The organism is Candidatus Chloroploca mongolica, assembly GCF_004762035.2.
GTDB lineage: Bacteria > Chloroflexota > Chloroflexia > Chloroflexales > Chloroflexaceae > Chloroploca > Chloroploca mongolica.
Genome location: NZ_SIJK02000019.1, coordinates 10612 through 32599 on the forward strand (window position 1 = coordinate 10612; position 21988 = coordinate 32599).

Annotated in this window: 17 protein-coding genes; 11 read left to right on the top strand and 6 right to left on the bottom strand. The window is 59.1% G+C overall.

The window, feature by feature from the left end:
* Positions 1-170 precede the first annotated feature (170 nt).
* Entirely contained in the window at positions 171-2063 is a 1893-nt protein-coding gene (locus EYB53_RS11835; protein WP_205712640.1) for a diguanylate cyclase, read from the top strand.
* Positions 2064-2116: 53 nt separating this feature from the next.
* On the opposite strand, the gene EYB53_RS11840 is transcribed toward EYB53_RS11835, so the two are convergent.
* From EYB53_RS11840 to EYB53_RS11850, 3 genes are all read right to left on the bottom strand, one after another.
* Positions 2117-3325, bottom strand: a complete 1209-nt coding sequence (locus tag EYB53_RS11840; protein WP_205712641.1) for a DNA cytosine methyltransferase — start codon at positions 3323-3325, stop codon at positions 2117-2119.
* Positions 3326-3431: 106 nt separating this feature from the next.
* Entirely contained in the window at positions 3432-5300 is a 1869-nt protein-coding gene (menD, locus tag EYB53_RS11845; protein ID WP_135478393.1) for a 2-succinyl-5-enolpyruvyl-6-hydroxy-3-cyclohexene-1-carboxylic-acid synthase, read from the bottom strand.
* The gene (locus EYB53_RS11850) at positions 5297-6673 is read right to left on the bottom strand and encodes an isochorismate synthase (RefSeq protein WP_254151038.1); all 1377 of its coding nucleotides are present in this window, start codon (positions 6671-6673) and stop codon (positions 5297-5299) included. Before EYB53_RS11850 ends, menD begins: the two co-directional genes overlap by 4 nt.
* 179 nt (positions 6674-6852) lie before the next feature.
* On the opposite strand from EYB53_RS11850, the gene EYB53_RS11855 reads away from it, so the two are divergent.
* Positions 6853-7050 (top strand): hypothetical protein, encoded by a 198-nt coding sequence (locus EYB53_RS11855; protein WP_167857364.1) that lies wholly within the window; start codon positions 6853-6855, stop codon positions 7048-7050.
* Here the strand turns inward: EYB53_RS11855 and EYB53_RS11860 are convergent.
* Entirely contained in the window at positions 7047-8603 is a 1557-nt protein-coding gene (locus EYB53_RS11860; protein WP_135478395.1) for a helix-turn-helix domain-containing protein, read from the bottom strand. The two genes, EYB53_RS11855 and EYB53_RS11860, sit on opposite strands and share 4 nt — an antisense overlap.
* A gap of 164 nt (positions 8604-8767) precedes the next feature.
* Between EYB53_RS11860 and EYB53_RS11865 the strand changes: the two genes are divergently transcribed.
* The 3 genes from EYB53_RS11865 to EYB53_RS11875 are packed head-to-tail and all read left to right on the top strand — an operon-like array spanning position 8768 to position 11548.
* Complete coding sequence (locus EYB53_RS11865; RefSeq protein ID WP_135478396.1) at positions 8768-9556, top strand: metal ABC transporter ATP-binding protein; 789 nt, start codon at positions 8768-8770, stop codon at positions 9554-9556.
* Complete coding sequence (locus EYB53_RS11870) at positions 9556-10425, top strand: metal ABC transporter permease (RefSeq protein ID WP_135478397.1); 870 nt, start codon at positions 9556-9558, stop codon at positions 10423-10425. Before EYB53_RS11865 ends, EYB53_RS11870 begins: the two co-directional genes overlap by 1 nt.
* A gap of 19 nt (positions 10426-10444) precedes the next feature.
* Complete coding sequence (locus tag EYB53_RS11875; RefSeq protein WP_135478398.1) at positions 10445-11548, top strand: metal ABC transporter permease; 1104 nt, start codon at positions 10445-10447, stop codon at positions 11546-11548.
* Positions 11549-11748: 200 nt separating this feature from the next.
* Here the strand turns inward: EYB53_RS11875 and EYB53_RS11880 are convergent, their stop codons facing one another.
* Together EYB53_RS11880 and EYB53_RS11885 are read right to left on the bottom strand one after the other, a co-directional pair.
* Positions 11749-12642 (bottom strand): DUF8740 domain-containing protein, encoded by an 894-nt coding sequence (locus EYB53_RS11880; protein ID WP_135478399.1) that lies wholly within the window; start codon positions 12640-12642, stop codon positions 11749-11751.
* 26 nt (positions 12643-12668) lie between these two features.
* A complete protein-coding gene (locus EYB53_RS11885) occupies positions 12669-13484 on the bottom strand; it encodes a hypothetical protein (RefSeq protein WP_135478400.1) in 816 nt (271 codons plus the stop codon).
* Between the two features lie 159 nt (positions 13485-13643).
* Between EYB53_RS11885 and EYB53_RS11890 the strand changes: the two genes are divergently transcribed.
* From EYB53_RS11890 to EYB53_RS11915, 6 genes are all read left to right on the top strand, one after another.
* Positions 13644-14354: a DnaD domain-containing protein gene (locus tag EYB53_RS11890; RefSeq protein ID WP_135478401.1), complete on the top strand. Its 711-nt coding sequence runs from the start codon at positions 13644-13646 to the stop codon at positions 14352-14354.
* Entirely contained in the window at positions 14338-15135 is a 798-nt protein-coding gene (locus tag EYB53_RS11895) for an ATP-binding protein (protein WP_205712642.1), read from the top strand. Before EYB53_RS11890 ends, EYB53_RS11895 begins: the two co-directional genes overlap by 17 nt.
* A gap of 67 nt (positions 15136-15202) precedes the next feature.
* Positions 15203-16141, top strand: coding sequence for an ornithine carbamoyltransferase (argF, locus tag EYB53_RS11900; protein ID WP_135478403.1), 939 nt, complete (start codon positions 15203-15205; stop codon positions 16139-16141).
* Positions 16142-16193: 52 nt separating this feature from the next.
* Complete coding sequence (locus EYB53_RS11905) at positions 16194-19487, top strand: tetratricopeptide repeat protein (protein ID WP_135478404.1); 3294 nt, start codon at positions 16194-16196, stop codon at positions 19485-19487.
* Positions 19488-19622: 135 nt separating this feature from the next.
* Positions 19623-20441 (top strand): diadenylate cyclase CdaA, encoded by an 819-nt coding sequence (gene cdaA, locus EYB53_RS11910; protein WP_135478405.1) that lies wholly within the window; start codon positions 19623-19625, stop codon positions 20439-20441.
* A gap of 28 nt (positions 20442-20469) precedes the next feature.
* The gene (locus tag EYB53_RS11915; protein ID WP_135478406.1) at positions 20470-21885 is read left to right on the top strand and encodes a CdaR family protein; all 1416 of its coding nucleotides are present in this window, start codon (positions 20470-20472) and stop codon (positions 21883-21885) included.
* The last annotated feature ends 103 nt before the right edge of the window (positions 21886-21988 follow it).

A 21988-nucleotide genomic window follows, 5' to 3' on the forward strand; every position in this document is an offset into this window, starting at 1 on the left:
GTTGGCGGGTGCCCCGTTGTTGGCGGGTGCCCCGTTGTTGGCGGGTGCCCCGTTGTTGGCGGGTGCCCCGTTGAAAGTATTGCGTCGCTACGGCCATCGCCTACCAACGAATACCTGCTGGCGCGAGCGTTTATACCATTGGGGTAGCTTACCTCTATGAAGCCAAATCTATGAAAACTTTGCACCATTCACATCGTCGCGCATCACAGCAGCGTCCCTGGCTTATGTTCGTTGCGATGGGGCTTGTGAGCGTGATGGCCGTGGGGGTGCTGCTCTTCTGGCAACCTGGCGTCAACTCCACACGCGGTGAGCCAACCATTGCACCAGAGGTCGCAACGGTCAAGGTGGAACTTTCGCCAACCGAGCGCACCTATCTTGAATCACTGGGGCCAATCACTGTAGCCCCTGATCCAGACTGGATTCCGTACGAGTTTATTGATGAACAGGGCAAATTTGTTGGCATTGCGGCTGATATGTTTGACCTGCTGGCCGAGCGACTCGACATCGAGTTTGCCTATGTGATCGCCCGCGACTGGGATCAGGCGATTGAACTCTCGCAAGCCGGCGAGGTCTATCTCCTCCCTTTTCTCAACCAGACGCCCGCCCGCGAAGAATGGCTCATCTTTACCGAGCCACTGCTGGTTGACCCCAATGTCTTTATCACCCGCGAAGAACACTCCTTTATTTTTGATGCAACCCAGCTCAGCGATACCACGATTGTCTTGCCCAGCGGCACCTCGGTGGAAGAACGGGTACGGCGCGACTTTCCAAATCTGACGGTGGTCACCGTGCCGAGTGAGAACGAGGTCTTCCAGGCCGTCTCGAATCGTGAAGCCGATCTGACGCTCCGCTCATTGACGATTGCGGCCTATACGATCCGTAAAGAGGGGCTCTTCAATCTCAAGATCGCAGGGCAGGCACCTGACAGTTATGTCAACCGACTGCGCATCGGGGTACTGAAAGATGAGCGCATGCTGCGTGATATTCTGGACAAGGGCATTGCAACGATCACGCCCCGCGAACGCGAAGCAATCATCAATCGGCATGTCAACATCACGATTGTGCAACCCTTCGATTATAGCCTCTTGTTGCGCATAGCGGGTGTTCTGGCGGTACTGGCGGGAATCTGGTTTTACTGGAGCATGCGGCTCAGAACGATCAACGCCTCGCTCCGCGAGAGCGAGCGAAGCAAATCGCTCTTGATTGCCAACTTGCCGGGGGTGGCCTATCGCTGTCGCTTTGATCACGACTGGACAATGGAATTTGTCTCGGAGGGATGTTTCAAGCTGACGGGCTACCCGAGCGAAGCCCTGGTCAATAACCGGCTGGTTTCTTTCAATGATCTGATCAACCCCGAAGACCGTGAGCGGGTCTGGACGCGATGGGAAGAAGCAAGCCACCAGTGCGCGTCGGTGCAACTCGAGTATCGCCTCATCACTGCCGACCAGCGTGAAAAGTGGATCTTTGAGCAGGGGGCTTTTGTCTGCGACGCTACAGGCACGATCCAGACCATCGAAGGGCTTTTGATCGACATCACCGACCGCAAACAGGCGGAAGAAGAGGTCTACCGAGTTTCGATCCACGATGATCTGACCGGAATCTACAATCGCCGCTACATCTTTGAACGGCTCCAGAAGCTGATGAAGGAGTATGAGCGCAACTGCCGTGCTTTTGCCATTGCCCTGATTGATCTCGATTTTTTCAAAACGGTCAACGATACGTACGGACACCAAGGCGGCGATTATGTGCTTCAACAATTTGCGCAACTACTGAGCAGCAGTTGTCGGCCCTACGATCTCGTTGGTCGCTATGGTGGCGAAGAGTTCATCGTCATTGCACTGAATCTCGATCACGAAGCGATGGGATGCCTGATGAAGCGTGTGCGTGAACGGCTCGACGAGCAAGCGTTTGTCTTTGAAGGTCAGCGCATCACCGTCACCTTCAGTGCCGGAATCGCAGCAAGCAGCGAAACCGGGGTTGGCTTCAGCATCGAAACACTGATTAGCCAGGCCGACAGAAGACTCTACGACGCAAAAGAGTTAGGGCGCGACCGGATCATTTGAGTTCGTGAGCCTGGTACGACAGGGTTGTATAGTATAATCAGCCCAACGTATCTCTACACCCAAATATTGCGCTCAAATTGCTGCATCCAGAGCGCCTCGTTCGTATTGCGATAGCGTGAATAGTTGAATGAGGCAGGCTCCTGATACGGTTCACCTCGCAAGAGGCTGATCACCAGGTGCCCGATCGCCAACCCAAGACTGCTTGGCACAGCGTTGCCTATTTGCCGGTATTGCTCAAGCAGTGGGCCAGCAACCTGCCAATCGTCGGGGAATTCTTGCAGCCGTTTGTATTCTTCGATCGAGAGCGGTCGGTCTTCTTCAGGATGCGCAAGATCGGTTGCCGGCATCGCCGGATGCGTCACGAGGGTCGGGGCAGGCTTGTCCCATGCGATGCGCCGTAAAAATCCGGTTTTGCCACCGCCTGCAAAAAAGGCCTTGCCAAGCGCTTCGCGTTGCAAATCCTCAGGCAATGCACGCCAGTTTTGCCCTTCCTTGAGCATACGATAATAGATAAGACGTTTCTCAGGAAAATCAATATGATGGTGCTCAGCAAGATCCGCCGTCGCTTCACGAAATGTGCGCCAGGGGGGTAAGCCCATCGCATTGTTTTGCGCATGAGTCGGTTGTAGGTAGGGTGGCCGTTTGCCATCGCGACTACAGACGATGACAACCCGTTCTCGTATCTGCGGTGTGCCAAAATGAGCCGCATTGTACAGGGTAAATGCGTAGGCGTAGCCGGCTTTTTTGATCGTGTCTAGCACAAAGTAGAGCGCGCCGCCAGGCAGTTCATCCAGGGCTAAATCAGGATAGGCTGGCCCGCGCAAGGTGTGCGGTCGGTGCTTCATCGGGCTTGAAAGCAAACCACGAACATTCTCGATGATAAAGTATTTCGGCTTGAGTGTTAAGACTAGATCTACATAGGTAAGAAAAACATTGCCTCGCTGATCATGAAACCCGTTGCGTTTCCCGGCTGTGCTGAACGCTTGACAGGGTGGCCCGCCTACGATGAGATCGATGTCGTCACTGCCCGTCAAACCGGCAGCTTGCAGGATCTGCGCAGCCGAATAGCCCGTAATATCGCCAATCAGGGGAATGTCTGGCTTGTTCAGGCTAATCGTCTCACGACAATACCTGTCAATTTCACATGCTATTTTGATGTCAAATCCAGCCCGTTCAAGCCCAAGATCAAGCCCCATCGCGCCAGAAAAGAAGCTGAGCGCAACAGGCTTGTTGCTTTCGTCGATCTGCTCTGTTCCCTGCAATGCCTTGCCCCCTCGTCCAGTGCCAGCCAACCTGTTCGGGCATCAACGCAACGCCGACCTCGTCCAGATGCGCCAGATGTACTGCGCCCAATCTGCAATCTAAAATCTAAAACCCAACTTCTTCCAACGCCGCACTAACCTCCGGCCAAAGCACCCGGTGATCGGTGACGTTCTGGTTCCGGTCGGTGCGTACTTCGATCAGGTGCAGCCCTCGCCCGCTGATGCCAGCGCTCACGGCAGTATGAAAGCCCGCCCAATCTTCGGCAAGCGTGTATCGCGCACCGTAGATGTCGGCCAACGGGGCAAAGTTGAGCCCGTGCGGGGTGCCAAAGAGCAACTCGAAGCGGTCAGTCTCACTCGTCTGGGGCAGGAAGGAGAAGATGCCGCCCCCGTCGTTGTTGATCAGGATGATCGTCGCATCAAGTTGGTGCAGTTTCGCCGCCAGCAAGCCGTTGGCGTCGTGGTAGAGCGAGATGTCGCCCAGCACCAGCACGAGCGGCTTCGCGCCCGCCGCCGCCACACCAAGCGCCGTCGAGACCAGGCCGTCAATGCCGTTGGCCCCGCGGTTGCCCAGGATCGTGATCTCACGCTCGACAGCAGGAAAAAAGGTGTCGCAGTCGCGTACCGGCATCGAGTTGCCGACAAAGAGCGTCGCTCCATCCGGCAACAACTCGGCCAGCGCCGCAAAGATGCCAGGCTCGTTGAGGGCGGTGCGCTGCCGCAGCGCCTCCCCAAGCACACGCTGCGTCACGGCCTCGGCGCTGAGCCACGCCGCCGCCCAGGGCTTTGTCGCCGCCGCATCGGTCTCCTCGTGGCCCAGCAGATCAGTGAGCGCCTGGCAAAGCGTGACACTGTCGCACGCCAGATGCGTCGCCGCCAGGCTGGTCGGCTCACGCCAACCGGCCCCTTCATCAAGCACGATCTGGTGCGCCGTCGCGTGGCGCTGCAAAAATTGAAGCACCGGCTTGGCTGTGGGCATCGCGCCAAAACGCAGCACAAGCTCAGGCGCAGAACGCGCCGCAAAGGCCTCGTTACGCACAAACGCATCATACCCCGCCAGCACCATCGTCCGGTCGTGCGGCCCACACCGCACCCCCGAAAGCGGATCGGCCAGCACAGGATAGCCCAGACGCGCCGCCAGGCGTGTCACCACCGGCGCAAGCCCGGGCGCACACTCAGGGCCACAGAGGATCAAACCCCGCTCGGTCGTCGCCAACCGTGACGCCAGCGCCCTCAAGGTCGCCTCGTCAAGCTGACGCCCACCAATACGAGCCTGCACCGTAGCCCGCTGGGATGGCGCCTCAGCCGACCCAGCCGCATCTTCGGGGAAAAACCGGGGAGGCAAAAAGGCCGCCTGCGCAGGCACCAGGGGCGCCACAGAGCCCCCGGCTTGCCGCGCAAACAGATCCGCAAGCAGTTCCCGATCAGGCACTAGTGGCTCGCGAAATGGCAAATTCAGATGCACTGGCCCCGCCGGAGCAGCAAGGCTTGTCGCGATGCTCCGGGCGACGGTACTCTGCAGATACCGCAGCAACCCCGGGCTCGCATCAGGCGTCGGCAGATCAGTCGCCCAGCGTGTCCGCGAACCAAAGAGACGCACCTGATCGATCGTCTGCGGCGCACCATTATCACGCAGTTCGGGGGGACGATCGGCGGTCAACACGATCAACGGCACCCGGGCAAGATCAGCCTCGGCGACCGCCGGCAAAAAATTGGCCGCTGCCGTGCCCGACGTACAGAGCAGCGCCGCAGGCTGACCACGCTGACGGGCCAGGCCCAGCGCAAAAAAGCCCGCTGAACGCTCATCGAGGTGCATCCAGATCTGCGCCTGCGGATGGCGCGCCGCTGCCAGCGCCAGCGGCGTACTCCGCGACCCTGGGCAAATGACGATATCACGGACGCCGCCAGCGATCAACTCGTCAATCAACGTCCCCACCCAGAGGGTCAGGGCACGAATGTGGTCATGTGTTGTCATACGTTCCCTGCCCCCAGCGCCCCGAGCATTGCGCGCAACTTGATCACGGTCTCTTGCTCTTCGCGAGCGGGATCAGAATCGGCCACAATGCCCGCCCCGGCAAAGAGGCGGGCGGTATACTTGCCTACCAGCGCCGAGCGAATCGCTACCGCAAATTCACCCTGGCCGCGTGCATCAATCCAGCCAACCGGGGCGCCATACCAACCCCGGTCAAGCTGTTCACGTTCACGAATCCAGGCAAGGGCCGTTGTACGAGGCTGCCCACCCAGGGCCGGCGTCGGATGCAACCGCTCGACCAGATCGAGCACCCCCGCCTGATCGATAATCTGCCCGGTCAACGGTGTATAGAGGTGCTGCACATTGCGCACCCGCATCAGTGCTGGCTCATCTGGGGCGGTCACCTCAGTACAGACCGCTTCGAGGGCAGCGCGCAGCATCCGCGTCACCACCGCATGCTCACCACGATCCTTCGCACTCGCCAGCAATTCCTGCCCAAGCGCCGCGTCCTCTTCGGGGGTAGCACCGCGCCGGATCGAACCCGCCAGTGAACTGGCGAGCACCGTGCGTCCCTGCAGACTCACCAGGCGTTCGGGCGAAGCCCCCAGAAAGGTCTGACCACCACGGGCCACCGCAAAAATAAAGGTCTCGGGATAATCACGGCGCAGCGCAGCGAGCGTCGCGGCAGGATCAAAAGGATTCGCAGTATGGGCAAGCACCTCACGAGCGAGCACCACCTTTTCGAGCTTGCCAGCACGCAGATCGGCCACCGCATCGGCGACCATCGCCTGCCACGCACCCGCAGGCAACGCATCACGCAGTGTCACCGCCTCACCGATACGCGGTGCCTGCCAGGCACGCCCGAGCAGATCGCGCAAGCGCCGTACTGCCGAAAGGTGCAAGTTGATCGACGACGTCGAAGGCCCAACCAGACCATTCACCGTCAGGCTTGCCCGGTTGCCATCAGTGGCAAGGATCAAACGGGGCAGCAGCAACAACCCATCGGGATAGCCATCCCACCCGCCATCGCTCGGGCGCAGCGGATCAAACGCAAACCCTGCCGCCGCCATCGGCCCACTGAAAGGCAACGCAGGATCAGCATCAATCGCCGCCGTCGCCATCAGATCACGCCACGCCTCAGCCGCCTGCGCAAAACGGCCAGGCCCACTGGCGGCAAAACTCCAGGCGGAGCCCAACCCCGCCACCGCCAGACCATGCGACGGCACACTCCAGAAGAGACGATTATGGGTCACCCCAATGCCCCGGGCAAAAAGCGCCAGCGGATCGCGCACCTTGACCTCAGCCGTCACACTCACCAGCACCGGACGACCGAGGCGCCGCGCACGGCGCCGCGCAAGCTCAGCCTGCTCTTCCATGCTGGGCACCTTACGCAGCGCCGTTGTCGCAACACTCATCCCAAGCATAAGCACAACCACATTTCTGCACAACCGACAAAAAAAGGTAGCGATTGCTTGCTACCCTTCTTCATTATACCAAATTCCACCTTGCAGACGGACATTGCCATTCGAAACCTGCGGCCCCAAGAATCTGGCTTGTGCTGGCGAAAACGGCCAGCTTGACTGGCCGTTTTCGCCAGCACAAGCCAGGTTTTTTATGGCAACGCCCCTTCCATCTGACTCCATGCATTCTGAAAATCTTCGGCCACAAAGCGCACATCGCCGATGCGAAAACCTTTGCGCCTTTGCGCCTTTGCGTCAAACCAACCGCCTTCTTTGCAAAGTGTTGGTTCTAGCCCTCTTCGATGGTCGAGAGAACGCGGTGAGCACGCAGGGCCAGCCAGAGGGCAAAGTGTTCTTCGGCATTGTCGAGATCCATGCCACTGATATCTTTGATGCGTTCGAGGCGATAGAGCAGCGTATTGCGATGGACATGCAACGCCCCCGAGGTGGCACGCAGGTTCCCAAGGTGATTGAAATAGGCATCCAGGGTCTTGATCAGATCAGCCCCCTGGCGCTGGTCATAATCGGCAAGCCGAGAAAGTGTTTCGCGATAGAAGGTCCAGAGTTCAGGCGTTTCACGCAGGCGCACCAGCAAACGATAGACCCCGAGGTCAGAAAAAGCCAGAACGCGCCCGGGGCCAAAGAGTTGGCGCCCAAGCACCATCGCCTGTTCCGCCTCTTCGAGCGAGCGCCGCCACTCGGCAAGCGTCGCCACCGGCGTCCCCGAGGCCAACAAGACCTGCGGATAATCGATGAGCAAGCGCTCGCGCAACTGCTCAACCAGTTCACGAGGACGCGCATTGGCCGCAGTTGGCAGCATACAGAGCACACTGCTTTCACGGCGTGAGAGCGGAGCCGGAATGCCGCGCCGGGTCAACTCATTCTGGATTGTCCCGCTGAGCCGGGCAAGCGCTGACGGCCCAGCATCATCGATCTTCGCCAGCACGGCCATATGCGGCACCGTCAGGGTATAGCCAAGTTCCTGCCCGCGCTGTAGTGCGGCGGCGAGATCACCAGGTGGCCCGCTGAGGATATTCGAAACAAAATCGCCCCGGAGGCGATCTTCGGCGGCCTGGACGGCCTGTTCTTTCGCGAGTTCAAGGGCAAGGGCTGCCGCGCCACGCTGGGCCGCCTCACGATCCCAGGTGTCCAGCGCTGTCCCGGCCACCGCCAGATAGCCGGTGGGAAAATCACGCGGCCCGATCAATTCAACCCAGATCTGCTGATTGAGCATCGAGGCATCACCGGCCGCTGTGGGGCGCAACGCCTGCAAAGCGACCCGCGCCGAGCCACGGCCACGCTGGGCGCGCAACTCACCATTTGGCGCATAACACGCCACACTCTGACCAGTCCGTTCTGCCATGAGATCAAGCAAGCCCGGCAAGCCAGCCCCGGCAAGCGAGCGTTGCGTGAGCAGATCGTACAACTGAGCCCCGCGTCGCTCGAACTGCGCCTCGTAGTCACTCACCAGACGCGTGATCTCACGTTCAACCTCACGCAGATCGGCACCTTCAGGCAGTTGCAACAGCGGGAGGCGCGCCTCTTCAGCCGCCGTAATATCGTCGTTGGTAATCGTGCCCAGCGCCACCACACCAGCAACCGGAATCGGGGCCTGCCCAAGTCGACGCACCAGTACGGCCAGGCTCAAGCGGGTATCAAGCGTACGAATCGCATCAACCGCAAGTACCGCAAGTTCACCACCACGCAATTCAGCGAATGCAGGCAGTGTCGAACGCAACGTCGCCACCCAGGTGACCTGTCGTCCAAGACCGGCACTACCAGCGGAGATGGCAGTTCCCAGGGGAAGGGCGAGTCGTAGCACATCGCGTACAGTAACCGAGGGCATGGGTTTACTTCATCAAGCACTTATCACAATTAGCGGCTATTATACCACCGTAGCGATACAATGAAATTATTTATGAAGGTCTCGTGATTGACAAAAACCCTGATTTATGGTATTTTAGGTATAACTAAAATAAATTTCTGGCATGGCAAACTTGGAGGAATGAAATGCAGCCTGCGTTAGCAATTACTGATTTGACTGTTGCCTATCACGACAAACCCGTGCTCTGGGATGTCGATCTCGAGGTGCCTGCCAGTACCCTGATGGCGATTGTTGGTCCGAATGGCGCCGGCAAGACGACGCTGATCAAGGCCGCGCTCGGTCTCGTGCGCCCTGCCGCTGGTCAGACACTCTTTTATGGGCGGCCGTATCGCGAGCAACGTCGCCTGGTGGGATATGTTCCGCAGCGCGGCAGCGTGGATTGGGATTTCCCGACGAGTGTGCTCGATGTGGTGATGATGGGACGCTACGGCAGCCTGGGTTGGTTCCGTCGTCCGGGCAAGGCCGAACGCCAGCACGCGCTGGCCGCACTCGAGAAGGTGCGCATGGCCGATTTTGCCACCCGTCAGATCAGTCAACTCTCGGGCGGGCAACAGCAACGCGTCTTTCTTGCCCGTGCCCTCGTTCAGGATGCGCAAATCTATTTTATGGACGAGCCTTTCCAGGGGGTTGATGCAATCACCGAGCGCGCCATCATTGATCTACTGCGCGATCTGCGCGCCAACGGCAAGACGGTGATCGTCGTTCACCACGATCTCCAGACCGTGCCCGAGTATTTTGATCAGGTCTGTCTGATCAATGTGCGCCGCATCGCCAGCGGCCCGGTGGCCGAGGTCTTTACCGAAGCCAATCTGCGCACAACCTATGGCGGGCGCATTGCCTTCCTTGGGCACGCCGAAGATGACGAAGCTGCGCCGCACCGCGCCGAGGGTATGCTGAAGGGAGTGGCCGACTGATGGAACTCTTTGCTGATTATACGCTGCGCATGGTGGCCCTCGGGTCGGCTATGCTTGGCATTGTCAGCGGGGTACTCGGCTGCTTTGCGGTGCTACGTCGCCAGGCGCTGCTCGGCGATGCGATGTCCCATGCGGCCCTCCCCGGCATTGTGCTGGCCTTTATGCTGACTGGGCAACGCGATCCGCTTGTCTTGATGCTCGGGGCCGCAGGCTCCGCCTGGCTCGCCGCCCTCTTGTTGATGAGTGTGACCCGTACCACCCGCGTCAAAGAAGATAGTAGCCTCGCGTTGATCCTGGCCGTCTTTTTTGGAACTGGTCTCGTGCTGCTCTCGTGGCTACAACAGCGCCCCGATGCGGCGCAAGCCGGTTTGCGCAGTTTCCTCTTTGGGCAGGCCGCCGCGATGGTGGCCCGTGATGTTCAGGTGATGGTCGCCCTCGGGGTGCCAACCCTGGTGCTCGTTGCGCTCTTCTGGAAGCAGTTCAAAGTGCTCACCTTTGACCCTGAATATGCCGCTAGCCTTGGCTTGCCGGTGCGTGGCTTGAGCGTGCTGCTGACCTCGTTGATCATTGTCGCCATTGTGCTTGGTCTCCAGACCGTCGGGGTCGTACTGATGAGTGCGATGCTCGTCGCCCCAGCCGCCGCCGCCCGGCAGTGGACCGACCGCCTCGGCGTGATGATTGTGCTGGCGGGATGCTTTGGGGCAAGCGCAGGCGTCATTGGGGCACTGATCAGTGCCACCGCACGGGGGCTCGCCACCGGGCCAACCATTGTGCTCTGTCTCGGGGTGCTCACCCTGGTCTCGTTTCTTTTCGCACCCAACCGGGGGCTGATCTGGCGCTACACCCGCCAGGCCGTGCCCCAGGTTTAGAAGATAGAGAGGTGCCACGATGTCGTCAACGATGGAAGTGCAACTCATTGCAATCGTGGTCGCTGCTGCCTGTGCCTTGCCAGGGGTCTTCCTCGTCTTGCGCCGGATGGCGATGATGAGCGATGCGATCAGCCATACGGTCTTGCTTGGCATTGTGCTTGGCTATTTTGTGACCCGCGACCTCGCTTCGCCGTTGCTCTTTGTCGGTGCGGTCGCAACCGGGGTCTTGACGGTCAGTCTCGTTGAGATGTTGACCCGTACGAATCTGATCAAAGAAGATGCCGCCATTGGCCTCGTCTTTCCGGTGCTCTTCAGCATTGCGGTGATCCTGATTTCACGCTACGCGGGCAATGTGCATCTCGACACCGATGCGGTGCTGCTTGGTGAACTGGCGTTTGCGCCGTTTGATCGCATTACCTGGGGTTGGCTCGATCTTCCCCGGGCCTTGCTGATTGGCAGCATCACGCTCGTGCTCAACCTGGGGCTGATTGTGCTCTTTTACAAAGAGCTCAAGCTCGCAACGTTTGATGTAGGCCTCGCCGCAACGCTCGGTTTCAGCCCGGTGCTGGTGCATTACGGACTGATGACCGTCGTCTCCATTACGGCCGTCGGCGCTTTTGATGCAGTTGGTTCGATCCTTGTCGTTGCGCTGATGGTTGCCCCTCCTGCGGCGGCCTATCTCGTAACCGACCGCTTGTCACGCATGCTCGGCTTGAGTGTCGTCATTGCCGTGCTCAGTGCCGTGCTTGGCTACTGGTTTGCCCGCTGGTTCAATGTCTCGATTGCCGGTTCAATGGCAATGATGACCGGGGTTGCCTTTCTCCTAGCCTTCCTCTTTGCACCGGCCCGTGGCATTATGGCGCTTGGGGTACGGCGTTCGCGCCAGCGCTGGGAATTTGCCCAGCAGATGCTGACGCTCCACCTGCTCAACCACGAAGGTACCGCTGAAGCCGACGACGAGTGCAGCCGCAACCACCTGAGCCACCATCTTCGCTGGCAGCCACGCTTCGCCGCGACCGTGATTCGCCTCGCCGAACAGGGTGGCCTGATCCAGTGCAATGGCATGCGCCTGATGCTCACCGAGCAGGGGCGTCGCCTCGCCCAGGAGGCGAGTCTCCGCTAAGGGAGGGCAAGCTCTCTCTGAACACCCCCCCTTAGCTCCAATTCTTTTCAAATAAGCTCACGCGAAGACGCGAAGACGCGAAGGGTGAAGCTCACCTACGCAAAAACCTTTGCGCCTTTGCGTCAAAAGAGCCGCCTTATTTGCAAGGTATTGCCCTTAGCTCATCCGCAAGACAGCAAGCGTAGCATGCAAGCATGGCGCTATGGCGTAACGCCATACTCAACCTCGATATTGAGCAGATAAAGTTGCCCGGCAAAGGTTTCGCTATTGGCCGGATTGCCCCGGAGCAAGAAGAACGACCAGAGTGGTGTATCAGCGAGGTTGCTGTCGGTCAGGGTGAAACTCTGGCTGTAGATGCGGTACCACGACGGGCCACTCGGGAAGGTCAGCAAGCTATCGGCATCCCGCGTCCCTGGATTGGTCAGCCATTCGCCCGAGTTGGGCGTGTACGTATTGAGCTTGAGCCGCCAGTTGACCGCACCGGCCCCGTTGCCGCCCAGGGCAAAGAAGAGCCGCACCGTCACCGGCGACGTGCCGTCCCAATCCGCCGGACGCGCCAGGTAGAACCCGGCTTCGTCACTCACATTCGCCGCCCACCGCAACGCTAGGTCGTTGTCCATCACCAGATTGGTCGAGTCGAGATCGCGGATCAATGAGGCCGGGCTGATGCTCACCGTACGGGTCTGGCTACGAGCAGCAAGGCCCGCTTCGGCAAGCGTCGGGGTCACGATCTGACGGGGCGTCAGCACCGTGTAGGTAGTGCTGCCCTGCGGGCGTACCGCCACTTCAACATAGACCACTTGATCGCGTGCGGGCAGGCTCAGCGGGGTGGCAAAGCGTCCATCAACCACCGTCACATCAGGCACAGCGAGCGCTTCGCCGAGCGGTTGCCCATCAGTTGCGGCATCAAAGAGCGTGATCAAGAAATCGTACTGGCCCTGCGCAGAGGCGCCGCCATCCTCAAGATACCCCTCGTAGGTGATGCTCGCATGAGTCGTGGCCGATTCGACCGTGGCTGGCATCTGAAGCCACCCGACCCACACGACAACAATTGCAAAGCCGATGAGCGAAAGTAGCGCTAGACGGCGTACCATAGCAACAACTCCCTTCTCACGAAGCGTTAACGCCGAATGATCGGCAGATAGACAACGTACGACGGCGGATTGCGCAGGTAGGCAACCTCAACATTGAGCAGATAAAGTTGCCCCGCAAAGGTTTCGCTATTGGCCGGATTGCCCCGGAGCAAGAAGAACGACCAGAGCGGTTGGTCGGCGAGGTTGCTGTCGGACAGGGTGAAACTCTGGCTGTAGATGCGGTACCACGACGGGCCACTCGGGAAGGTCAGCAAGCTATCGGCATCCCGCGTCCCTGGATTGGTCAGCCATTCGCCCGAGTTGGGCGTGTACGTATTGAGCTTGAGCCGCCAGTTGACCGCACCGGCCCCGTTGCCGCCCAGGGCAAAGAAGAGCCGCACCGTCACCGGCGACGTGCCGTCCCAATCCGCCGGACGCGCCAGGTAGAACCCGGCTTCGTCACTCACATTCGCCGCCCACCGCAACGCCAGGTCGTTGTCCATCACCAGATTGGTCGAGTCGACATCACGAATAAACGCCGCCGGACTGACGCTGACACTGCGCGTAAGCACGCCCGTCTGCGCAACGATTGGCATACGACCCGTCGTAATCCTCGACCACCCGAGGCGAAGTGGGGGCGCAAAGCTCGCAGAGCGTGACCGCAGACCACCCTGGAGTTGGTACGTTCCACCACTCATCGAGGCTTGAGGGGGTGAATCGTTGTAAGCCGAAAAGGCGCGCCCGGGCTGCATAAGCCTGAATATACCAAGCACTATCGCCAAACCGATCAAAACCAGCCCGAAAAAGAATAACTGTTGAGGAGGGATCCCCATGCGCCGAAACAGCGGCTCTCGTTTTTCCATATGCGCACTCCTGAGGAACTGGCGCAAACCGATACGCACCGGGGCAAGGTGAGTATAGCATATCAGTCTGCGCTAGCATATTCAGCAATTGCCAACATTCCCGCGGGGTGGTACCATACCAGGACAGTCACGCTGTACCATCGCGACCCGAGGTGGCCTATGGCCTTTGCTGGTTTTTCGACCGATACGCTCATAAGCCTGCCGCCCGAACTCTTTAGCGAGGTTATTCCGAACATTACGCAGCCAAGCGAGCTCAAGGTAACGCTCCATATCTTCTATCGGCTGAGCCGACAGCGCGTCACCCCGCGGCGGATTAGTTGGGACGAACTCCACAGCGATGTGTTGCTGCGCCGTTCGCTGCGCAGTGTCAGCAAACTTCGTCCATTCGATGACTTGCTTAGCGAAGGATTGGGGGCTGCCGTGCGCCGGGGCACGCTGTTGCACCTAGCGCTACCGATTGAAGAGCGGGTACATAATTGGTATCTGGTGCATACCACGCTCAACCGCACGTGGGTTGAACGCTTGACCAGAGCACGCACGGTGCTCGCCCCGACAAGTGAATTGCCCGAACGCCCGTCGGTGATCGGGCTCTACGAGCAAAATATTGGCCTGGTCACCCCGATGCTGATTGATGAACTACGCGAAGCCGAAGAGCGTTACCCCCGTGAGTGGATCGAAGAAGCCATGCGCGAGGCGGTACGCTCGAATGCGCGCTCGTGGCGCTATATTCGTAAAGTGCTGGAGAGGTGGGCTGCCAATGGACGACAAGATGCGGCGAATCGCGCCGAACGACCTATCGATATCGAGAAATATACCAGCGGCGAGTTCGATGGACTCTTCCGCCGGGGCAGCGATGAATCCGATCTCTGATCAAGCCCCCGATGAGCCTGAAGAGGTCTGCCCTCGCTGCAAAGGGGCAGGCTATTATTTGCTTGATGTTCCCTTTGGGCATCCCGAGTTTGGGCAGTTGATTACCTGCCACTGTCGCGCCGCCGAAAAACAACAACTTCGCCGTCAGCGTTTGCTCGAAATAAGCAACCTCGGGCCGTTTAGCGGCAAGACGTTCGAAAACCTTGATGCTGGCGTGCCAGGCCTTGCGCGCGCCTATGCCCGCGCACGCAAGTTTGCCGAGCAACCCACAGGCTGGTTAATCTTTTTTGGTGGCTACGGCTGTGGCAAAACCCATCTCGCCGCGGCCATTGCGAATGAAATCCTGCGCAACCATTTTTTGACGATCCTCTTTACGGTGGTTCCCGATCTGCTTGACCATCTCCGCAGCACGTTTGGGCCAAGCTCAGAAATTGCCTACGACGAACGGGTCGAGCAAGTGCGCAATGCCGATGTCTTGATCCTTGATGACCTGGGCACCGAAAATGCAACCCCCTGGGCCCGCGAGAAGTTGTTCCAGATCTTCAATCACCGTTATAATTATGGCCTGCCAACCGTGATCACGAGCAACCGTGAGCCAAAGGAGATCGATCCGCGGATTTTTTCCCGGATGAGCGACCGTGAATTGTGTGATGAGATCATTATGATTGATGCCGGTGATTACCGGCGCCTCGCCCCAACGCAGCGCTTTGAACAGCGGAAACAGGATCACCTGCGCCGGATGGGGCGTACCCCTTCAGAACGTGGCCCGCGCAAGGCCTGAAGATGAACTGCCTGGTAATAGTCTGATGCTACAATTGAGGCATGTAGACGGGACGGAGTAACGTGTTATGCAGAACCATTTCTTGTCGGCGGCAGATTTGAGTCGTGATGAGGCCGAGACCTTGCTGGAACGAGCAACTCAACTCAAGGCTGAATGGCGTGCAGGTGCGAGCTCAGGGATGCACGCAACCTGGCCCCTGAAGGGCAAGACCCTCGCCCTGGTCTTTGAGAAGCCATCACTACGTACGCGCGTGGCGTTTGAAGCAGGGATGACCCAACTTGGCGGCAATGGCTCGTATCTGTCGGCGAATGATATTGATATGGGCGGGCGTGAGAGTGTGCCCGATGTGGCGCGGAACCTGAGTCGTTGGGTGCAGGCGATCGCCGCCCGGGTCTTCAAACACGGAACCGTCGAAACCCTCGCTCGCCACGCCGATGTCCCGGTGATCAACGCCCTCTCGGATCGCGAGCATCCCTGCCAGGCCCTCGCCGATCTGTTGACCTTGCGCGAGCGCTTCGGGCGTCTCCAGGGCTTGCAGTTGAGTTATCTCGGTGATGGCAATAATGTCTGCCATTCGCTGATGCTGCTCGGGGCAACCCTCGGGGTCAGTGTGCGCGTTGGGTGTCCGGTGGATTATCAACCTGACCCCGATATCCTCGCCCACGCCGAACGTCTCGCCGCCAACAACGAGGCAACGATTACGGTAACGGCCTCACCCGTTGAGGCGGTGGAAGGGTCCAATGCTATCTATACGGATGTCTGGGCTTCGATGGGCCAGGAACACGAAGTCGCCCGCCGCCGCCCGGTCTTTGCCCCATATCAAGTCAATGCGACCCTGATGGCATATGCCGATCCTGCCGCCATCTTTATGCACTGTCTGCCTGTCCACCGCGGCGAGGAAGTCAGTCCCGAGATTATTGATGGCCCCCAGTCGGTGGTCTTTGATCAGGCCGAGAACCGTCTGCATGTGCAAAAAGCCCTGATCCTGACGCTTCTTAAGTTGTGACATGGATCGCGCCACACGGCACGGTGCATGATGCAAAAGTGAATGATGACCTATGGCAGGAAATCGCGCAATCTTTGATCGGGCCATGGAGCAGAGTCGTGAAGCGGCACGCGTCAATAAATGGGACGAGGCGCTCAAGGCCATTATCCGGGCCCTGCAAGAGTTTCCCAACGATACCGACGCCCGGATCAGTGCGGCCGTGGCCCTCTTTCAAGCCAATAAACTCGACCGGGCCCTGCAACTCTTCGAGGATCTGCGTGCGGCGGATCGGCAAAATCCGTTCTTTCTCAGCTATATCGCCCGAGCTCAGGCCCGCCAGGGCCATGGCAAGGCCGTTGAGAGCTATCGCGAACTGGCCGAGTTGCACCTGACCCAGCAACATCCTATGCAGGCGATTGAGGCCCTCCGCGAATTGTTGCGGCTCAAACCAGATGCCTCTGCCCAACGAGCTCAACTCGCCCGCCTGTATGAAGAGGCTGGTGGCATCCGGGAAGCCGCAGCGGAACATCTGACGCTTGCACATGAACTCCTTGAGCAACAGCACTTAGATCTGGCTGCCGAAGCCGCCGAAACGGTCTTGCGCCTTGACCCGCAGAGCCGCGAGGCCCGCGATCTGATTGTGACGATCCGTGACGCAATGGCCCGTTCGGCCGGGCTTGAACCAAAGCCCAGCGCAGAACCAGGTGGTGCCCAGGCGTCACCACCCCCTGAAGCACGCCGTAGCCGCAGCGGGGTGACCGGCATCCTGCGTACCCAGCAGTTCTCGATCGAGAAACTTGTCGAGCAAGCCCAGAAAAAGCAGGAGGCAGGCGCAATCGATGAGGCGGCCAGGCTCTATGAAGAGGCCCTTGCCGCCGGGCTCTCGCGGGCCGATGTGCTCTATTCGCTAGGCCTGATCTATCAAGAACGGGGCGATCACCGCTTGGCAACCAATGTGCTGACGCGGGCCGCCGCCGATTCCGAATATGCGCTGTCCGCCCACTTTGCCCTTGGGCAGAGCTACAGCGAGCTCGGGCAGTTGCCGCAGGCGGCCCAGGAATTTGAACAGACGATCCAACTCGTGGATCTCGAGACAATCGGACGCAACGAGGCCGATGATCTGATCGAGATGTATCAGAACGCCGCGACAATCTATGAGCAGATCGGCGATCTGGCTCATGCAGCGGCACTCTACGACACACTGGCCGGGTTTCTCGAGAGCAAGCGCTGGGGTCGCGAACGTGCTGCCGAGTTCAAGCAACGCTCGAAAGCACTCACTGACCGCAATATGCTCGCCAAGTTGCGCTCGATCAACACTGGTCCGCTTACACCTCAAGGGGAACCCGAACCGGCCCAGGGTGACACCACCACCAGTTCAGAGGTGTGGGGCAAGATCCGCCCGATTACCGATTTCCTGCGCGGTGGCAAAACACCAACCACCGGTGCGCTGACCAACCGTGCCAGTACCCCAACCATTCCCGAGCCGATGATCGCGCTCGAAAGCCTGCCCATAGGGGATGCCCCTAATGTTACGCCCCTCACGCCCCTTGATACCAGTGGGCTCGACGCTGAAGCGGCAGGTTGGGTTGAGTTGAGTAGCAAGTATCTGGAACAGGGATTGATCGAAGCCGCCCTCGATGCCTGCCACGAGACGATCCGGGTCGCCATGGATTATCTGTCCATCCATCTGCGTATGGGTGAAATCTATGAACGCCAGGGGCGCCCCGAAGAAGCCCTGACCAAGTATCAGTTATTGATCGATACCTATGAGGTGCGCAAAGAGGCCCATAAGTCGATCGATGTTTACTATCGGATGCTTGACCTCGCACCCGATACGCTCAATGTGCGCCTGCGCCTCGCGGAAACGCTGCGCGACGCCGGGCGCATCGAAGAGGCCGTCAGCCAGTTTTTGCAGGTTGCCGGTACCTACTTCCGCCTCGGGCAGAGCAATAAGGCCCTGGAAGAATATCGGAGTTTGCTCCAACTTGCCCCCAAACACCGCGAAGTGCATGCCCACTATGGCCTGACCTTGCTGAAACTGGGACGCTACGAGGCTGCCCTTGATGCCTTCCGGCGTGCACTTGAACTGGGACAGGCTGATGATCCGGTCGCCGTCGCTCGCCTCAATGTCACCCTGGCCCTGATGGGCGAACATCCCGCTGCCGTGTGGGACTCGCTCGCAACGGTACTCGATCTGCTCAAGCAACATCCCGGTGAGTTTGGCGCAGTCCAGACCGAGTATCGCGGGATTCTGTTGAGCGCCGACCATGCGATCGTCCACTATATTCTTGCCGTGACGCAACAACAGTCCGGTCAACACACCTCAGCCCTGCTCGAACTCGAACAGGCCGAGGCCTTGCTCGCCGATGAACCCGTGATGATCTTGCCGCCCGGTCTGGTCTACCAGGCGGCCGCAAATAGCCATTTTGCCCTGGGCAATGCCGAGGCAGCCCTGGCGCAATTGCGCCAGGGGTTGGCAGTCAGCGATCAGCCGATGATCGATCCGGGCGTCAAGCATGCCTTTGCCGTACCCTTGAGCAAAGGCGATCTGATCCGCCGGATGGCTGAAGCTTATGCGGCGTCAGATGATATCGCCGGGGCCGAAAAGGCGCTGCTCGAAGCACGCCAACTGTTACCCTATGACCGCGCCATCTATACCAAACTCGCCGATGTCTACTTCCGCCAGGGCAAACTGCCCGAGGCCCTGGCCCAACTGGAAGATCTGGCGACGCATTATGAAGAACGCCAACAACTCGATCGTGCGATCGAAGTCCTTGAGTATGCCCTCAAACTGGCCCCCAATCATATCGCGATCCGTGGACGCGTTGCCCGCATCCAGTTGCGACGGGGCTATCTCGATAAAGGGGTCGATGGCCTCGTGCGCCTCGCCGAATTGCAACGTCGCGCCGGGCAACTCAAAGATGCCGTGATGTCACTGCAAGAAGCAGCACAGGTTCACTGGACACTCAGCAATCACGACAAGGCCCGCGAGGTCTATAACAAGATTGTCCAGATCGCCCCGACTGATGTCGAGGCCCGTCAGTGGCTCGCCCTGATGTATACGCTGATGCGCCGCCCCGAAGAGGCGGTTGCTGAAAAGAAGCAGATCTCCCGCATTTTTGCGCAGCAACAAGATTATGAAAATGCGATTGCTGAGTTGCATCAAATTATTGCCCTCGACCAGACTGATGTCGAGGCATACTATATGCTCGGCGATATGCTGATGCGCCGTGAAGAGTATGCCCAGGCGTTGCAACTCTATGCGCGCTTGATCAAGATGGAGGGCGTAGACCAGGCACGGGTCGAGGCGTTGATCAATGCCGCTAATCGGATGCTGCAACAACGCAAGCAGCAGGTGCGTTCATGATGATCGCAGCGCATGACAAACTGAGAATTGTCTGTAGCGTGGGTGAAGCTTGCCATTTCGGGGGTCAGTTGAGTTGACAGGGTTGCTGTGGCACGTTACCCTAATAATACTGGTAGAGACTTCAGGTAAGACGCTATGGACTTCTCTCGTCTGTGGGCGCGGCTTAATCCACTCACCTCGCCCTATGCCATTCTTGATATTCTGATCGTCGCCATGCTGATCTTCTGGCTGCTCGGGATCATTCGTGGTACTCGGGCGGTGCAGTTGTTGCGCGGGGTCGGGATTCTGCTGACCCTCGCTTTGATTGTCGGTACCGTCACGCGGGATCAACTCCAGACGCTGGCATGGCTCTTGAATACGATTATCGCCCCGGCCCTGATCGTTGGTGTCCCGATCCTCTTTCAACCCGAGCTCCGCCGTGCCCTCGAAAGCCTGGGGCGTTCGAGTGAGTTCCTGAGCCGCCCGCTCACTGGAATCAATCGCTCCGAGATCCTCGATACGATCGGTACCATCGCTCGTACGGCGCAACAACTCTCGCAACAGGGGGTGGGGGCGTTGATTGTGATTGAACGGTCAACTCAGTTGCAAGAGTATGCCGATCGCGGGGTCATTATCGACTCGCGGGTCTCGCTGCCCCTCTTGATGAATATCTTCTATCCCAATTCGCCCCTTCACGATATGGCCGTCATTGTGCGCGGCAATCGCATTCTCGCCGCGAATGTGGTCTTGCCACTGAGTGAGGATATTACTGGCCCGCGACGCTATGGCACACGCCACCGCGCCGCCAAGGGCATCAGTGAACAGTCTGATGCCCTCGCCATCGTTGTCTCAGAAGAGACCGGGGCGATTTCACTTGTCCAGGACGGACGGATGGCAAGCTATTTGACAGAAGCCCGTTTACGCACAATGCTGGCTGGTCTGTTGCGCGTGGCTCAGGATGAGGCAGCTCCATGAAGACTAGCAATCGGCAGGCAATGCGCTTATGACACCGGTGCGCACTACGTTGATGCGTCTCGCTCTGGCCCTCGGTTTGAGTTTGGCGCTCTGGGCTTTTGTCTCGTTTAGCGAAAACCCGGAAGAACGAGTCACCTTTCCCGAAGTTCAATTACAGGCCATTGGCCTCGGTGATGAACTGGTGCTTGTCGATAGCAACAGTCTACCGACTCAGCTCTTGCCTCTGGTTCAGATTACTCTCAGTACCGACCGCCAACAATTGGCGAACCTCCGCCCGGTGGATGTCCGAGCGGTACTTGATCTCACCGGCCTTGGGCCTGGTGAACATCTCGTGCCGGTCAATGTGCAACCCACCCGCAGCAATGTCTCGTTTCGCACCGTTGCGGATGGCGTCGAACCTTCGGTCGTGCCGATCCGCCTTGAACAGATCAGTAGCCGTACGGTGCCGATCCGGGTTGATTTGCTGGGCAGCCTGCCCTTTAGTTTTGAGCGGGGCGAGCCAAAAATCAGCTTCGGTGGGGAGCCAATCACGACCGTCCAGGCAATTGGCCCGCTCAGCCGCATTGAACGGGTCGAAGAGGCGCGAACCGTCGCCAATATTGCCCAGTTGCGGGCGACCTATCTGGGGCCGCTGACCCTAACCGCCGTTGATCGCGGGGGGGTTGCAATTGATGGTGTGCGCCTTGATCCCGGGAACGTTACCGTCGAGATCCCGATCAATCCGGTCGTCGGCCTCAAACTCGTGCCGGTGGTGCCAACCATCGTGGGCCAACCCGCGCCCGGCTATGCGGTGCGCAATGTGACCATCTCACCACCTTTGATCACGCTGGCCGGCAGTTCGGGGCCACTCGATGCGATTGATGTGTTGGAAACCCAGCCAATGAGTATTGAGGGGGCCAGCCAGACGGTGGTCTCTATTGTTGCACTGATCTTCCCCGATGGTACCTCTGCCCGCGAGGGTGAACCGGAACAGGTGCAGGTCACCGTTCAGATCGCGCCGATCGAGCGGCCTTTCCAGGTCGAACTCCCTGTGCAGGTGACCACCACTGGCCTCGGGCCGGGCCTAAACGCGAGCCTCAATCCGACTGTCGTGACAGTACAGGTTTCGGGGAGCAACGCCGCGCTGGCAGATCTCGCCAATCGTCCCCTTGCCGCAACCGTCGATCTGAGTGGGCTAGAGGCAGGCAGCTATGTCCTTGAGGTGAGCCTCAACCTCTCGCCGGGGATTACCCTCAATGGCGCGGTTCCTACCGTACAGGTCACGCTACGACCTCAGGTGATCCCGCCAACCGCAACGGTACCGGTACCAACACCTGGCGATACAGCCACTCCTGTGCCTGAACCTGGACAAACCCCCACTCCATCTGACCTCAATCCTCCCGGTCAAGAACCAACGGTGTCACCCGAACCAGTACCAACCACCGAGTCAACACCAACGCCATAAGTAGTCTGTGAGCACGTACGCGCATAGCACATTTTGCTTAAACCTTCGGTGTATGGTATCATCTCGCAAAGACACCCCAAAGAACAAGAGCAAGCCTATATAC

Coding starts and splice junctions, on each gene's coding strand:
- argF (WP_135478403.1), top strand. CDS start 15,203: ATGCAGAACCATTTCTTGTCGGCGGCAGATTTGAGTCGTGATGAGGCC.
- menD (WP_135478393.1), bottom strand. CDS start 5,300: ATGACAACACATGACCACATTCGTGCCCTGACCCTCTGGGTGGGGACG.
- EYB53_RS11865 (WP_135478396.1), top strand. CDS start 8,768: ATGCAGCCTGCGTTAGCAATTACTGATTTGACTGTTGCCTATCACGAC.
- EYB53_RS11870 (WP_135478397.1), top strand. CDS start 9,556: ATGGAACTCTTTGCTGATTATACGCTGCGCATGGTGGCCCTCGGGTCG.
- EYB53_RS11835 (WP_205712640.1), top strand. CDS start 171: ATGAAAACTTTGCACCATTCACATCGTCGCGCATCACAGCAGCGTCCC.
- EYB53_RS11895 (WP_205712642.1), top strand. CDS start 14,338: ATGAATCCGATCTCTGATCAAGCCCCCGATGAGCCTGAAGAGGTCTGC.
- EYB53_RS11890 (WP_135478401.1), top strand. CDS start 13,644: ATGGCCTTTGCTGGTTTTTCGACCGATACGCTCATAAGCCTGCCGCCC.
- EYB53_RS11850 (WP_254151038.1), bottom strand. CDS start 6,673: ATGGAAGAGCAGGCTGAGCTTGCGCGGCGCCGTGCGCGGCGCCTCGGT.
- EYB53_RS11880 (WP_135478399.1), bottom strand. CDS start 12,642: ATGGTACGCCGTCTAGCGCTACTTTCGCTCATCGGCTTTGCAATTGTT.
- cdaA (WP_135478405.1), top strand. CDS start 19,623: ATGGACTTCTCTCGTCTGTGGGCGCGGCTTAATCCACTCACCTCGCCC.
- EYB53_RS11885 (WP_135478400.1), bottom strand. CDS start 13,484: ATGGAAAAACGAGAGCCGCTGTTTCGGCGCATGGGGATCCCTCCTCAA.
- EYB53_RS11915 (WP_135478406.1), top strand. CDS start 20,470: ATGACACCGGTGCGCACTACGTTGATGCGTCTCGCTCTGGCCCTCGGT.
- EYB53_RS11905 (WP_135478404.1), top strand. CDS start 16,194: ATGGCAGGAAATCGCGCAATCTTTGATCGGGCCATGGAGCAGAGTCGT.
- EYB53_RS11875 (WP_135478398.1), top strand. CDS start 10,445: ATGTCGTCAACGATGGAAGTGCAACTCATTGCAATCGTGGTCGCTGCT.
- EYB53_RS11860 (WP_135478395.1), bottom strand. CDS start 8,603: ATGCCCTCGGTTACTGTACGCGATGTGCTACGACTCGCCCTTCCCCTG.